The following is a 14,572-nucleotide window of genomic DNA, read 5'->3' on the forward strand; positions in this document are numbered from 1 at the left end:
CGCCCGTGGCCATCACCCTGGGCCCCAACCAGTACGGCAAGGCCGAAGTCCGGCTCGTCACCGTTCAGCGCGAAGGCACCGTCCACCACCTCAAGGACCTCACCGTTTCGACGTCGCTTCGCGGCGACCTCGCGGCGACGCACCTCACCGGTGACAACGCCGACGTCGTCGCGACCGACACCCAGAAGAACACCGTCTACGCCTTCGCCAAGGAAGCCCCGGTCGGCGAGATCGAGGACTTCGCGCTGCGGCTCGGACGCCATTTCGTCGGCTCGTTCGAGCACATCACCGGCGCCCGGATCCTGATCGACGAACACGGCTGGAACCGCATCTCCGGCCACGATCACACGTTCTCCCAGGCGGGCAGCGAAAAGCGGACGACCGCCGTGACCGTCCAGGGCGACCAGGCCTGGGTGGTGTCCGGTTTGGACGATCTCGTGGTGCTCAAGTCGACCGGTTCGGAGTTCCACGGCTTCCCGCGCGACGAGTACACGACGCTGGCCGAGACGAACGACCGCATCCTCGCCACCGCCGTAACCGCGCGCTGGCGCTACCAGGGCGACGGGATCGACTGGGCCACGAGCCACGCGGAGGTCCGGCGGATCCTGCTGGAGACCTTCGCGGACAAGCACAGCCTCTCCCTGCAGCAGACGCTGTACGCCATGGGAGAGGCTGTGCTCAAGGAACGCGAAGAGGTCGCCGAAGTCCGGCTCTCGCTGCCGAACAAGCACCACTTCCTGGTGGACCTGTCACCCTTCGGGTTGAAGAACGACAACGAGGTCTTCTACGCCGCCGACCGCCCGTACGGCCTGATCGAGGGTGTCGTCCTCCGTGACGACGCCGAGGACGCCGGCCTGGCCTGGCACACCCTCGCCGCCTTCTAGGGCACCGGCAGCGGCATACCGGGGACGCTCTGGTCGGCGGGGACGACCCCGTCGACCAGATAGGCGTCCACGATCTCGTCCACCTTGGGATTCCCGTCCGCGTAGAGCCCGTGGTCGCCCTCACCGGTCACGGTCAGCATGCGCGAGTTCGCGAACCCAGCGTGCGCCTTCCGGGCGCCCTCGATCGCCGTGGCCGGGTCGTGCTCGGAGTGCACGATCAGCACCGGCGGGACGCCTTTGCCGTCCAGCTTCGGCAGCGGATGCGGTTCCTTGTCCCAGAACAGGCAGACCGACGCGCTCAGCGGGCCACCGCCCGCCAGGAGCAGACCACGATCCAGGTTCCGCTGCGAAGCGCGGATCAGCGACTCGCGGGTGCCGATGAACCGTCCCTCACCACAAAGGGTGTTCCAGAAGGTGGCGTCCTGCGCGTCGGGATGGTCACCCGCGGCCTCGACGGCGGCCTTGGCCTCAGCCTTCGCCCCCGGGTTCTCCATCGCGTCCCGGACCTTGACCAGCAGTTCGGCCAGCGCCGGGAAGGTCGCCTTCTTGTACAGCATGTAGCTGATGGCGGTATCGAGTTCCATCGGCCCGCTCCCGTTCAGCGGGTTGCGGGACAAGGCGTAGCGGACCCGCTCGTAGGCCTGCCGGACCTCTTCGCCGTTGGTGCCGAAGTGATACTTCGCGTCGTATCGCGCCATCCACGGCAGGAAGTCCTGCCGCCAGCGCCGTTCGAAACCGACCGGCTGCCGGTCGAACGTCTTCTGCCAGTCCGTGGTGAACTCCGTCGAAGAGTCCAGCACGAACCGCCCGGTCCGCTGCGGGAATTGCTGCGCGTAATGCGCGCCCAGCCAGGTGCCGCCCGAGTAGCCGACCCAGTTGATCTTCTCGCGGCCGAGCAGCGTCCGGAGCAGATCGAAGTCCCTGATCGTCTGATGGGTGGTGATCAACGGGCCGAGTTCACCGCCGGCGCTCTGGCAGGACCGGGCCACGTGTTCGGCGTTGGCCAGGATCTGGTTCAGGTTGCGCGGGTCACGGTCGCGCGGATCCAGCTGCCGGATGAGGTCGGCCGCACCCCGGCAGGTGACGTTGGTGCTCTTGCCGGTCCCGCGCACGTCGATGCCGATGATGTCCTGGTGTTCGCGCAGGTTCTCCTGCCCGCGGAAGGTCACCGGGAACCAGCGCCCGGGACCGCCCGGCCCGCCCGGGTTGGTGAGCAGCGAGGCGGTCGAAGTCCCGGTGGACTTCAGCCTGCTGACCGCGATGGTCAGGTCCTGCCGCTCGTCCGCGCGATCCCAGTCGCGAGGCGTGCGGAACGTCGCGCATTCGAGCCCGCCGATATCGGTGCCCGGCGGCAACGTGACCAGTTCCTCCGCCGCGCAGGGATGCCAATCCAGTTTCTGGCCGGTGTAGTGCGCCGGGACGCCCGCCGAAGCCGTGCCGGCCCCGGCGAGCAACCCGCTCACGATCACCGGGAGCAACCCCACGGCCAAGAGCCGTTTCATGTTCTTCCCCCTTCTTCCTTGGATTCCCAACGGCTCCAGACGCTAGGGCCGGGCACACCACGCGAACATCGACCGCAGGTAGCGCCGGAAGGTGAACCAAGGTCGAAGGGACCACCGGAACTTGATAGAACGCTCTATCATGGAGGGCGTGACTGGAACGCGGGAACGCATCGTGAACGCCGGCGCCGAGCTGCTCCGGCGCAACGGGTACACCGGCACCGGGGTGAAGCAGATCGTCGAAGCGGCGAACGCGCCCTTCGGCTCGCTGTACCACTTCTTCCCCGGCGGCAAGGAACAGCTCGGCGAGGAGGTCATCCGCACCTCGGGGATGATGTACCTCGCGCTGTTCGAGATCTTCTTCGCCGACGAGCCGGACCTGATCCACGGTATCGAGGCCTGCTTCGCCAGCGCCGCCGAGACGCTGAAGGCGACCGACTACGCCGACGCGTGCCCCATCGCCACCGTCGCGCTCGAGGTCGCGAGCACCAACGAGAAACTCCGGATCGCGACGGCCGACGTGTTCACCGCGTGGATCGAGACCGGGGCCGAGAAGCTGGGCAAGTACGGCCTCGAACCCGAGTCCGCTCGGCGGCTCACGATCGCCTTGGTGAACAGCCTCGAAGGGGCGTTCGTACTGAGCCGATCGCTGCGTAACACCGAAGCGCTAGAGGTGGCGGGGGCGTCGTCCGTGGCCTTCGCACGCACGCTGCTCCCCGATGCGTGAAGCACCGACGGCGGGCTTCTGAACACAGGGATTTCCCCGCAACGGACAACGGCTTCCGGCCGACCTAGCCGTCGCCAACACCGGAATCCGTTTGGGGAGCCCATGATCATCAGGAAGCTCGTACTCGGCACCATCGCCGTGGCCGCACTGCTCACCGCGGGCGCGATGCCCGCGACCGCCGCCGAGGCGCAGCCGTCGCCCCTGACCGCGACCACCAGCGCCACCAAGATCGACGCCGGGAAGACCGTCACGATCTCGGGAAAGCTCACCAAGGCCGACGCCACCCCGATCGCGGGCGCCGAGGTGGGTATCTCGTTCTGTTTCAACGGCTTCTGCGGTGAGGTGCAGGCCAAGCCGGTCACCGACGCCGCCGGTGCCTACAGCGCGACGCTGACCCCGATCCGCACCGGCAACTACCGCGCCGACTTCTTCTCCACCGATCCGTCGGTCGCGAACTCGGGCGCCGACACCGAAAAGATCGTCGTGCTCCACCCGGCGAAGATCACGTCGTTCGCGGCGGGCCGGGACGCGGCCAAGGCAGTGACCGGGTCCGGCACGATCGAGTTCCCCGGCCGGTACACCGCGAACCCGATCCCGGTCGAGCTCCAGTACTTCTCGTTCAGCACCTACCGCTGGACCACGGCGGCGACGGTCGACGCCACCTGGAACGGCACGACCTGGGCCTTCGCGGCTTCGGCCGAGCACCGCAAGCCCGGCGTCTGGCGGGCCTTCTACGCGGGCTCGCCCGAGATGTTCCACGCGGCGGCTAGCGATCTCGTCTTCGTGCTCTGACGTTCCGTGAAGGCCTCCTTGAGGGACCCTGGGTCCCTCAAGGAGGCCTTCACGGACCACTAGCGGGACGCGAGATACGCCCGCCAGTCCCCCACCGCGGAGATGTCCGTCAGGTCCGGTGAGTCCACATAGGACGAACGCAGGACGGTGGCGAGGCAGGCCGCGCCGTCCTCCAGTTCGACGACGCCCAGTTCCAGTTCCGGTGGTTCGGCGGGGACGAGATGATCCCGCAGCACCGTGAGCGGCAGGTCGTAGACCTCGCCCACGACCGACGCGGAACCGCCCTCGTGCATCGCCGGGAACCGGTCGCCCACGGAGAAATAGTGATACTTGGGCGCCGAGCGGGCCACGCAGCACAACGGCGCGCCCTGTAACTGTTCGTGCAGCGGTCCGCCACGCATCCCGCCGCCGTTGAGGAACATCAGAACCACGACATGATCCCTTCGATCCCGAAGTACACCCCGAACACCGCGGCCAGGATCCCGAGGATCCAGCCGATCTCGCGGATCTTGCCCTTGCAGATCTTGATCAGCACGTAGGCGACCAGCCCGGCGCCGATCCCGTTGGTGATCGAGTAGGTGAACGGGATCAGCGCGATGGTCAGGAACACCGGGATCGCGAAATCCAGGTCCCGCCAAGGGATCCGTGCGCATTGCGCCATCATCATCCCGCCGATGACCACCAGCGCGGGCGCCGCGGCCTGCGCCGGGACGATGGCCGCGATCGGCGTCAGGAACAGGGTCGCGGTGAACAACCCGCCGGTGACGATGCTCGCCAGCCCGGTCCGCGCGCCTTCGCCGACGCCTGCCGCCGATTCGAGGAACACGGTGTTCGGCGCCGATCCGGTGACGCCGCCCGCCAGCGCGCCCGCGCCGTCGACCAGCAGGATGCGGCCCATCCCCTCGACCTTGCCGTTCTTGACCAGGCCCGCCTCCTCCGAGACCGACGTGATCGTGCCCATCGCGTCGAAGAATCCGGAAAGCACCAGCGTGAACAGGAAGACCGCCGCGGTCACCGCGCCCGCCGAGCCGAATCCGCCGAAGAGATCGATGTCGCCCAGCAGGCTGAAATCGGGATGCGCTACGACCTGGTCGGGCACCTTGGGCTCGACCAAGCCCCAGCCTTCGACGTGGAAGACGCTGTTGACCAGCACGGCGAGCCCGGTCGCGACCGCGATGCTGATCAGCACCGCGCCCGGCACCCCGCGGCTCACCAGCACGATCATCAGCAGCAGCCCGAGACAGAAGATCGCGATCGGCCAGCCTTCGAGGTGGCCGGCGATCCCCATCCGCACCGGCACCGTCGACTGCGCGGAATCCGGTGTCCTGGTCACGAATCCGGCGCTGACCAGGCCGACCAGCGCGATGTAGAGCCCGATCCCGACGGTGATCGCGACCTTGAGCGCCATCGGGATCGCGTTGATGATCCGTTCCCGGACACCGGAAACCGCCATCAGCACGATGCAGAAGCCTTCGAGGACGACGAGCCCGAAGGCCTGCGCCCACGTCATGGCCGGAGCCATCTGGAAGGCGACGACACCGTTCACGCCGAGGCCCGCCGCGAGCGCCAGCGGCGCGTTGCCGACCAGTCCCATCAGGATCGTGGTGACGCCGGCCGCCAGCGCGGTCGCGGTGGTGATCGCCTCGTTGGTCAGCTTCGCGCCGGTGATGTCGGCCGACGCGCCGAGGATGAGCGGGTTGAGCAACACGATGTAACACATCGCGACGAACGTGGTGATCCCGCCGCGCACCTCGCGGCCGATCGTGCTGCCGCGATGGGAGATCTTGAACCAGCGGTCGAGCCCGGACAGCCGCCTCGGCTCGGACGAGGGCAGGTGGGGACGCTCAGTACCTAATTGGGTCATGCCTACTCCACAACGTTGTGGGGCGGGAAGAGACTAGTAAGCCTTCTTGTCGGGTTTCGACAACCAGGCCTGGAAAGGCGCGAAAGAGTCCGGAAGGGACAGTTGGCCGACGGGTAGTGACCAGGTCTCGCGCGGGCGGGAAAAGAGGTCGTAGAACTCGCGGTCGTCGAAGCCCGCCTCGGCCGCGTCGTGGCGGTCCGCGGCGTAGACGACCTTGCCGACGCGCGCCCAGAGCGCGGCGGAAAGGCAGAGCGGGCAGGGCTCGCAGGAGGTCACGAGGACGCAGCCGTCGAGTTTGTAGTCGCCGATCGCCTGGCAGGCCGCGCGGATCGCGACCACCTCGGCGTGCGCCGTCGGGTCCAGCGTCGGGGTCACCTGGTTGGTCCCGGTGGCCAGCACCGAACCGTCGCGGACGATCATCGCGCCGAACGGGCCGCCACCGTTTTCGACGTTCGCGGTGGCCAGCTGGACGGCTTCGGCGAGCCATTTCTGCTCGTCGGACTCCGAAATGGACAGACGGGTACCCACGGATGTGCTCCTAGCTCGAAAAAGTACGGATTCTCAGGTGCCGGTGAGGTGTTCGGGGCGCACCGGGACACGGGGCAGCGCGAGCCCGGTGGCCGCGCGGATGGCCGCGACGATCGCCGGGGTGGACGAGATCGTCGGCGGTTCGCCGACCCCGCGCAGACCATACGGGGCGTTGGGGTCGGGCCGTTCGAGGACGTCGATGTCCATCGGCGGCATGTCCAGCACGGTCGGGATCAGGTAGTCGGTGAACGACGGGTTGCGGATCTTCCCGCCGTCGGTCTGGATCTCCTCCATCACCGCGAGCCCGAGCCCCTGCGCGGAACCGCCCTGGATCTGGCCGAGCACCGCCTGCGGGTTCAGCGCCTTGCCGACGTCCTGCGCGCAGTCGAGCGCGACGACCTTGATCAGGCCGAGTTCGGTGTCGACGTCCACGACCGCGCGGTGTGCCGCGAAACCGTACTGGACGTGCGCGTTCCCTTGCCCTGTCTCGGGGTCGATGGGCACCGTCGGACGGTGCCGCCATTCGACGGTCTCGTCGAACACCTCGTCGCCGAGCACGTCGGCGAGGTCCGCGAGCACACTGCCGTCGGCCGAGACGACCTTGTTCGCGACGACGTCCAGCTTCCCGTCCGCGGCGAGCTTGCCCGCCAGATGCTTGTGCAGCCCGGATCGCACCGCGACGCACGCGGCCTGCACGGCACCGCCGGTGACGTAGCTCTGCCGGGAGGCCGACGTCGAACCGCCGTTGCCGATGTTGGTGTCCATCGGCAGGATCGTCACCTGCTCGATGCCGAGTTCGGTCCGCACGATCTGCTGCATGATCGTCACCAGGCCCTGGCCGACCTCGCAGGCCGCGGTGTGCACGGTCGCCGCGGGTTCGCCGCCGACGAGTTGCAGCCGCACGCGGGCCGTCGAGTAGTCGTCGAAACCCTCGGAGAAGCAGATGTTCTTGATGCCGACCGCGTAGCCGACACCGCGGACGACACCTTCGCCGTGCGTGGTGTTGGAGACGCCGCCGGGCATCCGGCGCAGGTCCAATTCCTCGTGCGCGACCGGCAACGGCTTGGCGCGCAGGCGTTCCAGCAGTTCGGCGACCGGGGCGGCCGAGTCGACGATCTGGCCGGTGGGCATGACACTGCCTTCGGCCATCGCGTTGCGGATCCGGATGTCGACCGGGTCAAGGCCGCACGCCTCGGCGAGCTTGTCCATTTGGGACTCGTACGCGAAACCCGCCTGCACCGCGCCGAAACCGCGCATCGCACCGCAGGGCGGATTGTTGGTGTACACGCCCCAGCAATCGACCGAAGCACTGTCCACATTGTACGGACCCACCCCGAGCGTGGCCGCGTTCGCCACCACCGCGCCGGTCGACGACGCGTACGCGCCACCGTCCAGGTACAGCTTCGCCTTCACGTAGACGAGCCGGCCGTCCTTGTCCGCGCCGTGCTCGTAGTACATCTTCGCCGGGTGGCGGTGCACGTGACCGTAGAACGATTCCTCGCGGTTGTAGACCATCTTGACCGGCTTGCCGGTGTGCAGCGCCAGCAAACACGCGTGGACCTGGATCGACAGATCCTCACGGCCGCCGAACGCGCCACCGACCCCGCCGAGTGTCAGCCGGACCTTGTCCTTCGGCAGGCCCAGCGCGGCGACGATCTGCTGCTGGTCGACGTGGAGCCATTGCGTGGCGACGTACAGGTCGACTCCGCCTTCGGTGTCCGGGATCGCCATACCCGACTCCGGCCCGAGGAAGGCCTGGTCCTGCATGCCGACCTCGTAGACGCCGGACACCACGACGTCGGCCTTCACCGACTGGTCGCCGTGGCGGATCTTGGCGTACCGCACGACGTTTCCGCCGGGGTGCAGCTCGGCGCCCTCACCGGCGGCGGCCTTCTCGGAATCCGTCACCGGTTCGAGGACCTCGTAGGAGACCTTGATCCGTTTCATCGCGCGGCGCGCGGTCTCGGGGTGGTCCGCGGCGACGAGCGCGACGGGCTCGCCCTGGTAGCGCACGACGTCGACGGCGAGCACCGGCTGATCCGCGTGCTCCAGGCCATACTTGTTCACACCGGGCACGTCTTCGTGCGTCAACACCGCGTACACCCCTTGCACGGCAAGGGCTTCGGTGATGTCGATACCGGTGATCCGCGCGTACGGATGCGGGCTGCGCAGCGTCGCGCCCCACAGCATGTCCTCGTGCCACAGATCCGAGGAGTAGGCGAACTCGCCGCGGACCTTGACCGTGCCGTCGGGCCGCCGCGGGCTCGACCCGACGCCGTTCTCAGTCTGCTTGGAGACTTCAGTGGTGGTCATACCGTCTCCCTCAGCCGGGCACTGGCCACGGCCAGCTCACGGGCGATCTCGTCTTCGGATTCCTCGCGCAGGGTTCCGCCGTCGACGACGGTGGCGCCGCCGACGTACAGCCGCTCGACCGGCGGGGTGGTGCCGAGCACCAAGGCGGCGACCGGGTCGGTGATCCCGGCGTAGTTCAGGCCGTTCAGGTTCCAGACCGCGAGGTCGGCGAGCTTGCCGACCTCGATCGAGCCCAGGTCCTTCTGCCTGCCGAGGCAGCGCGCGCCGCCCATCGTGCCCATCCACAGCGCCTCGCGCGTGGTCAGCCCGCGCGGTCCGCCGCGCTGCCGAGCCTGCAGAAGCGCCTGGTGCAGTTCCTCGCCGAGGCCACCGGATTCGTTGGACGCCGCGCCGTCGGCGCCGAGCCCGACCGGCACCCCGGCGTCGAGCAGCTGCCGCACCGGCGCGATCCCGGCACCGATCCGCCCGTTGGACGTCGGGCAATGCGCCGCACCGGTGCCGGTGGCGCCCATCCGGCGGATCGCCTCCGGGGCGAGGTGGATCGAGTGCGCGAGCCAGACGTCGTCCGCGAGCCAGCCGAGTTTGTCGGCGTATTCGGCCGGGGTGCAGCCGACTTCGGCGAGGCACTGCTTCTCCTCGTCGACCGTCTCGGCGAGGTGCGTGTGGAGCCGGACCCCCTTGCGGCGCGCCAATTCCGCCGCGCCGGTCATCAGCCGCTCGCTCACCGAGAACGGTGAACAGGGACCGGCCGCGATCTGCAGATGCGCGCCGGCGGAGTCGTCGTGGAAGCGGTCGATCGCGGCTTCGGTGCCGAGCAGCGCGGCCTCGGTCTCTTCGACGAGGTTGTCCGGCGGGAGCCCGCCCTGGGACTCGCCACGGTCCATCGAGCCACGCACGACGTGCAGCCGCACACCGACGCGGATCCTGGCTGCGGCGAGGGCTTCGACCTGGTCGCCGCCGTCACGCGGGAAGACGTAGTGGTGGTCGGCGACCGTGGTGCAGCCGGTGGTCGCGAGCCGGGTGAGCCCGGCCGTGGCCGCCGCGTGCGTGATCTCGGCGTCGAGCCTGCCCCAGATCGGGTAGAGCGCGACCAGCCATTCGAAGAGCGTGTGGTCGGCGGCGAGACCACGCGTGGCCCACTGGTAGAGATGGTGGTGGGTGTTGATCAGACCGGGCGTGACCAGGCAGCCGGAGCCGTCGACGCGTTCGTCGTACTCGCCGTCGGGCGCCTTCCCCGCACCGACCGCCGCGATGCGGTCGTTCTCGATGACGACGTGGCCCGAGGCGTGCTCGGTACCCGCGCCGTCGACGGTGGCGATCGCGGCGTTTTCGATGACGGTCTTCACGCGGTGTCTCCCCTGGTCGCGGCCAACCGGACGGCGTCGAGGATCTTCTCGTATCCGGTACACCGGCAGAGGTTCCCCGCCAGCGCCTCGCGAATCTCCTCGTCGGCGGGGTTTTCGACCCGGTTGAGCAGATCGTGCGCGGCCACCACGAGGCCTGGGGTGCAGAAGCCACATTGGACGGCACCCGCGTCCACAAAGGACTGCTGCACCCGGTCCAGCTTGTCACCCTCGGCGAGCCCTTCGACCGTGCGGACCTCGCGGCCCTCGACCTGACCGGCCGCGACCAGGCACGAACACACCGGGACGTCGTCGAGGTACACCGTGCAGGAGCCGCATTCGCCCTGTTCACAGGCGTTCTTGGAGCCCGGGAGGCCGAGCCGCTCGCGGAGCACGTACAGCAGGCTTTCGCCCTCCCAGACGTCGTCGGCCTGGCGGGACTCGCCGTTGATCGTCACGTTCACGCGCACTCGCGTTCACCCTTCTGGAAGTCGTTCCACGCCCAGGTCAGCGTCCGCCGCGCCAGGACGGACAACGCGTGTTTGCGGTAGTCGGCGCTGCCGCGGACGTCGTCGATCGGTGACGCCGCCTCCGCCACCAGCTCGCCGAACCGGCGTTTGACCGAATCGGTGAGCGACGCCTTGGTGGACCAGGGAAGTTCGGCGCCGAGGTAATCCTCCGCCGCGGTCGCGCGACGTGGGGTCGGCGCCGCCGAGCCGACCGCCGCGCGGATCTCACGGGTGTCGAGATGCAGCGCCAGCGCGAACGAGCAGACCGCGATGACCATCGCGTTACGCGTGCCGACCTTCGCGAACTGCTGCGGCCCGACCTCCGCGGGCAGGTGCACCGCGGTGATCAGCTCGTCGGGTTCGAGGGCGTTGCGCTTGACGCCGAGGTAGAACTCCTCGGCCGGGATCAGCCGGGTGCCGCGCACCGACGCGGCCTCGACCTCGGCGCCGAGCACGAGCAGTACGGGATGCGTGTCTCCGGCGGGCGAAGCGGCGCCGAGGTTGCCTCCGACGGTGCCGCGGTTGCGGATCTGGGGCGAGCCGACGGTGCGGGAAGCCATCGCGAGCGCGGGCAGAACTTCACCCAGCTCAGCGATCACCCGGACGTAGGGCACCGAGGCGCCGAGGCGGATCTTGCCGTCGGTCTCGCTCCACTCGGCGAGTTCGGTGACGCGGTTGAGGTCGAGCAGCGCGCCGGGGCGGCGGTGGTCAAAATTGAGCTCCACCATGACGTCCGTACCGCCCGCGATGGGCACCGCGTCGGGTCGCTCGGCCTTGACGGCGAGCGCCTCGGTCAGCGAGCTGGGGCGCAGGAAATCCACTCTCGGGCTCCTCGGTTCGGCGGCGATCTGTGACGGCTGACTCAGTAGACGCCCTGCGCCCGTATGGCGGCAACGGTGCCGAAGCATGAAATCTCCCCTGCACACGCCGGTCGTTTTGTGCTTTCCTACAAACCTGATGACGACCGTGAAAACTCTGCTGGCGCTGCCCGGCCTGCGCTTGCGCGTACGCGCCGGGGCGGCTTTGCTCGACCGTCCGGTGTCCCGGATCTACGTCACGGAACTGTCCGATCCCGGGCGGTACGTGTCGGCGGGCGAACTCGTCCTGAGCGGGTTGCTGTGGTGGCGCGGGCCGGGTGATTCCGAAGCCTTCGTCGCCGCGCTGGCGAAGGCCGGGGCGGCGGCGCTGGCGGCGTCCGGTGCGGATTCCGACGGCATTCCCGAGGATCTCGTCGAAGCCTGTACGCGACACGGGATCCCGTTGCTGGAAGTGCCGGCGGATCTGTCGTTCTCGGTCGTCACCGAACGGGTCGTCCTGGCGCTCGCCGCGGCCGCGGAAGGCGCGCGCAAACGTTTGCTTTCAGCGGCGACGGAAGACGCGTCGGTGGAGACGCTGCTGGAGCGGGCGCGCGCCGAGATCGGTCTCCCCTGCTGGGTGGAACCCGCCGGCACGGGATCGGATCTGGTGCGGCGGTTCGTCGCCGCGGGCGGCCGTTCCCTGGAGGCGGACGATGTCTCGGTCCGCCCCGTCGGAGGCAGACACGCGCTGCCGTGGCTGCTCGCGATCGGCGGCGCGCTGACCGCCGCCCAGGCGGAGATCGCCGAAGAGCTCGCCGGGCTGATCGGGCTCGCGCGCACGCGGGCGGACGAGGTGCGCGCCGTCACCGACAGGGTGCTCGAACCGTTGCTCGCCGCGCTCGACGAAGGAAGTGATCCGCACGCGGCGCTGACCGCGACCGGGCTGCGCGGCGATCTGCGGTTCGTCGTCGCGCGCACCGAAGGATCCGAAGCGGCACGCGGCATCCTGACGGAACTCCTGCCATCTGGCGCACTGGTCGGCCCCGCCGGCGAAACCACGTGGGCGGTGGCCGAGGATGACGGCGAGTGGCCGGAAGAATGGCCCGCCGCGGTGACCGCCACACTGTCCACAGTGGAGTCGTTGCTGCCCTGTCGCCGGGTGCTGATCGGGATCAGCGACCGTTCCCCGGTCTCCGTGCTGCGGGGCGCTAAGGAGGTCGCGCGCTACGCGCTGGCCGTGGCGGCGGAACGGCCCGGCACGATCGAGGTCGTCCCCGGCGGCGAGATCGGCATGCACCGGCTGCTGCTGGCCGGGACCCCCGACGACCTGCGGGCGGCGTTGCGGCGCCGGGTGCTGGGCCCGTTGCTGAGCTACGACGCCGAGCAGGGCACCGATCTGGTGCACACCCTGCGCGTCTTCCTCGAATGCTCCGGCTCGCCGACGCGGGCCGCGCGGGCATTGCACGTCCACGTCAACACGTTGCGGTACCGGATCGGGCGCGCGAGCGAACTGCTCGGCACGGACCTGACCGAGTTCACCGAACAGCTCGACGTCTATTTGGCCTTGTCGGCAGGGAGCTGAAATGGGCATCACCACGGCGAAAGAAGCCGCCTACGACCCGCGCGTGCTCGCCTTCGGCCGGATGATGGGCGCGGCGAACCGGCTCGAATACCTGCTCGGCCGCGCACTGGAGGCCGAATGCGGGATCTCGCACCTGATGTTCGAAGTCCTCCTGATCGTCGGCAGGTCGGGCGCGGCGGGGATGAGCATGCGCGCGATCGCGCAGGAGCAGGTGCTGACCACCGGCGGCGCGACGCGGCTGGTCGACCGGATGACCACGCTCGGCCTGGTCGTGCGTTCCTCGGATCCCCAGGACCGCCGCGTGCAACTCGTCCGGCTGACCGCGCAAGGCGAGGAGACGACGGTGCGGGCCGCGCGGGTGCATGTCGAGAACATCCAACGGCTCTTCCTCGACCCGCTGCCCGCCGACCACCGCGACCGGTTCGCCCAGGACCTGCGGACGCTGAGCCACTCGGCACGTGACGCACTCCCCAAGCTCCGTTAGGAATACCTGACGAGTCAGACATCGTTGAGTCTCGACATGAAGCTCATCTATGTCTTCGACGCGTACTGCGGCTGGTCTTACGGGTTCGCCCGCACCATGGCCGACGTCGCGCACCGGCATCCGGATCTGCCGGTCGAAGTGGTTTCCGGCGGCCTGTTCCTCGGCGGGCGCCGGGTGCCGATCCGGCAGTTCGGCTACGTCCAGGGAGCCAACGCCGAGATCACCCGCCGCACCGGCGCGCCGTTCGGGGAAAGCTACGAACGGCTGATCGCGGACGGCGAGTTCGTCATGGACTCCGAGGCCGCCGCCTGCGGGATGGCGGCGTTGCGCGAGGTCGCGCCGGACCGCGCGGTGCGGCTCGCGGCCCTGCTGCAGGAGGCGTTCTACCTCGACGGTCTGAGCCTTTCCGAGGTCTCGACCTATCGCGTGGTCGCGCAGCGAGGGGGCCTGGACGGGGCCGCCGTCGAGGCCGCACTGGACCGGGTTTCCGCCGCGGACGACTTCCGGCGGGCGCGGGAACTGGGCGTCACGGGCTATCCGACCCTGCTGGCCGACTTGCCCGGGGAAGGAGTGGTGACGCTGGTCGCCGGGAACGCGAGCGCAGACGAAGTGGAACGGCGGATCGGCGCGCTGGTTTCCTAAACTCCGGGCATGCCTTTGACGATTCGACCGGCCACCTCCGCGGACGCCGACGCCGTCGCGAAGATCTGGTACCACGGCTGGCAGGACGGCCATCTCGGCAACGTGCCGGACGCGCTCGTCCGGCTCCGCACCCGTGATTCGTTCTGGACTCGGGCCGCGGAGCGGGTTGGCGATACGACCGTCGCCGTGCTGGACGGCGAGGTGGCGGGTTTCGTGATGGTCGTCGGGGATGAAGTCGAACAGGTTTATGTTTCGTCGGACCATCGCGGGAGCGGGGTGGCCGGGGCTCTGCTCGCCGAAGCCGAACGGCTGGTGCGCGCGGGTGGGCATTCCCGTGCCTGGCTCGCGGTGGTGCCGGGGAATGCGCGGGCCCGGCGGTTTTACGAACGGTGCGGATGGGTCGACGAGGGCGAATTCGACAATCGGGTCTTCGGCCCCGACGGACCGGTTTCGGTTCCCTGCCTGCGCTATGTGAAGCCTGTCGCTTGAGTTCCGCATTTAGTCGACTAACTGCGTGGGGTTCTTCGCATTTAGTCGACTAAATGCGAGGGGCGCCTTCCTCCGCTGGCCGGGCGATGCAGCGTCAGTACTCCTGTCACCTGCACGAC

General features: G+C 69.0%; 15 protein-coding genes. 7 read left to right on the plus strand and 8 right to left on the minus strand.

Features of this window, described 5'->3' with window-relative positions; all coding sequences use genetic code 11:
* Positions 1-5 precede the first annotated feature (5 nt).
* Positions 6-884, plus strand: a complete 879-nt coding sequence (gene pucL, locus AB8M46_RS00865) for a factor-independent urate hydroxylase (protein WP_394359262.1) — start codon at positions 6-8, stop codon at positions 882-884.
* Here pucL and AB8M46_RS00870 read toward each other — a convergent pair.
* A complete protein-coding gene (locus AB8M46_RS00870; protein ID WP_394359263.1) occupies positions 881-2,386 on the minus strand; it encodes an alpha/beta hydrolase in 1,506 nt (501 codons plus the stop codon). The genes pucL and AB8M46_RS00870 overlap by 4 nt on opposite strands.
* Positions 2,387-2,525: 139 nt before the next feature.
* Here AB8M46_RS00870 and AB8M46_RS00875 point away from each other — a divergent pair, with 139 nt between their 5' ends.
* Together AB8M46_RS00875 and AB8M46_RS00880 are read left to right on the plus strand one after the other, a co-directional pair.
* Positions 2,526-3,110 (plus strand): TetR/AcrR family transcriptional regulator, encoded by a 585-nt coding sequence (locus AB8M46_RS00875; protein ID WP_235213356.1) that lies wholly within the window; start codon positions 2,526-2,528, stop codon positions 3,108-3,110.
* A gap of 102 nt (positions 3,111-3,212) precedes the next feature.
* Complete coding sequence (locus AB8M46_RS00880) at positions 3,213-3,902, plus strand: hypothetical protein (RefSeq protein ID WP_394359264.1); 690 nt, start codon at positions 3,213-3,215, stop codon at positions 3,900-3,902.
* A gap of 59 nt (positions 3,903-3,961) precedes the next feature.
* On the opposite strand, the gene AB8M46_RS00885 is transcribed toward AB8M46_RS00880, so the two are convergent.
* Genes AB8M46_RS00885 through AB8M46_RS00915 form a run of 7 tightly spaced genes read right to left on the minus strand, consistent with a single transcriptional unit; the run spans position 3,962 to position 11,280 of the window.
* Positions 3,962-4,333: a gamma-glutamylcyclotransferase gene (locus AB8M46_RS00885; RefSeq protein ID WP_037342285.1), complete on the minus strand. Its 372-nt coding sequence runs from the start codon at positions 4,331-4,333 to the stop codon at positions 3,962-3,964.
* Complete coding sequence (locus AB8M46_RS00890; RefSeq protein WP_394359265.1) at positions 4,324-5,766, minus strand: NCS2 family permease; 1,443 nt, start codon at positions 5,764-5,766, stop codon at positions 4,324-4,326. Before AB8M46_RS00890 ends, AB8M46_RS00885 begins: the two co-directional genes overlap by 10 nt.
* Before the next feature lie 33 nt (positions 5,767-5,799).
* Positions 5,800-6,294, minus strand: coding sequence for a nucleoside deaminase (locus AB8M46_RS00895; RefSeq protein WP_016336263.1), 495 nt, complete (start codon positions 6,292-6,294; stop codon positions 5,800-5,802).
* Positions 6,295-6,327: 33 nt separating this feature from the next.
* Positions 6,328-8,607: a xanthine dehydrogenase subunit D gene (gene pucD, locus AB8M46_RS00900; protein WP_350597120.1), complete on the minus strand. Its 2,280-nt coding sequence runs from the start codon at positions 8,605-8,607 to the stop codon at positions 6,328-6,330.
* The gene (locus tag AB8M46_RS00905; protein WP_394359266.1) at positions 8,604-9,953 is read right to left on the minus strand and encodes an 8-oxoguanine deaminase; all 1,350 of its coding nucleotides are present in this window, start codon (positions 9,951-9,953) and stop codon (positions 8,604-8,606) included. Before AB8M46_RS00905 ends, pucD begins: the two co-directional genes overlap by 4 nt.
* Positions 9,950-10,420, minus strand: a complete 471-nt coding sequence (locus AB8M46_RS00910; RefSeq protein ID WP_350583658.1) for a (2Fe-2S)-binding protein — start codon at positions 10,418-10,420, stop codon at positions 9,950-9,952. The genes AB8M46_RS00905 and AB8M46_RS00910 overlap by 4 nt, the downstream gene beginning before the upstream one ends.
* Positions 10,411-11,280 carry an FAD binding domain-containing protein gene (locus tag AB8M46_RS00915; RefSeq protein ID WP_394359267.1) on the minus strand — a complete coding sequence of 290 codons (870 nt, stop codon included), beginning with the start codon at positions 11,278-11,280 and terminating at the stop codon, positions 10,411-10,413. Before AB8M46_RS00915 ends, AB8M46_RS00910 begins: the two co-directional genes overlap by 10 nt.
* A gap of 136 nt (positions 11,281-11,416) precedes the next feature.
* Here AB8M46_RS00915 and AB8M46_RS00920 point away from each other — a divergent pair, with 136 nt between their 5' ends.
* Genes AB8M46_RS00920 through AB8M46_RS00935 form a run of 4 tightly spaced genes read left to right on the plus strand, consistent with a single transcriptional unit; the run spans position 11,417 to position 14,453 of the window.
* Positions 11,417-12,838: a PucR family transcriptional regulator gene (locus tag AB8M46_RS00920; protein WP_394359268.1), complete on the plus strand. Its 1,422-nt coding sequence runs from the start codon at positions 11,417-11,419 to the stop codon at positions 12,836-12,838.
* Position 12,839: 1 nt separating this feature from the next.
* Entirely contained in the window at positions 12,840-13,322 is a 483-nt protein-coding gene (locus AB8M46_RS00925) for a MarR family winged helix-turn-helix transcriptional regulator (protein ID WP_125736690.1), read from the plus strand.
* A gap of 36 nt (positions 13,323-13,358) precedes the next feature.
* Positions 13,359-13,964, plus strand: coding sequence for a DsbA family protein (locus tag AB8M46_RS00930; RefSeq protein WP_394359269.1), 606 nt, complete (start codon positions 13,359-13,361; stop codon positions 13,962-13,964).
* 9 nt (positions 13,965-13,973) lie between these two features.
* Positions 13,974-14,453 carry a GNAT family N-acetyltransferase gene (locus tag AB8M46_RS00935; RefSeq protein ID WP_394359270.1) on the plus strand — a complete coding sequence of 160 codons (480 nt, stop codon included), beginning with the start codon at positions 13,974-13,976 and terminating at the stop codon, positions 14,451-14,453.
* Positions 14,454-14,572 lie beyond the last annotated feature (119 nt).

This window comes from Amycolatopsis sp. SB7-3 (assembly GCF_041021335.1).
GTDB lineage: Bacteria > Actinomycetota > Actinomycetes > Mycobacteriales > Pseudonocardiaceae > Amycolatopsis > Amycolatopsis japonica.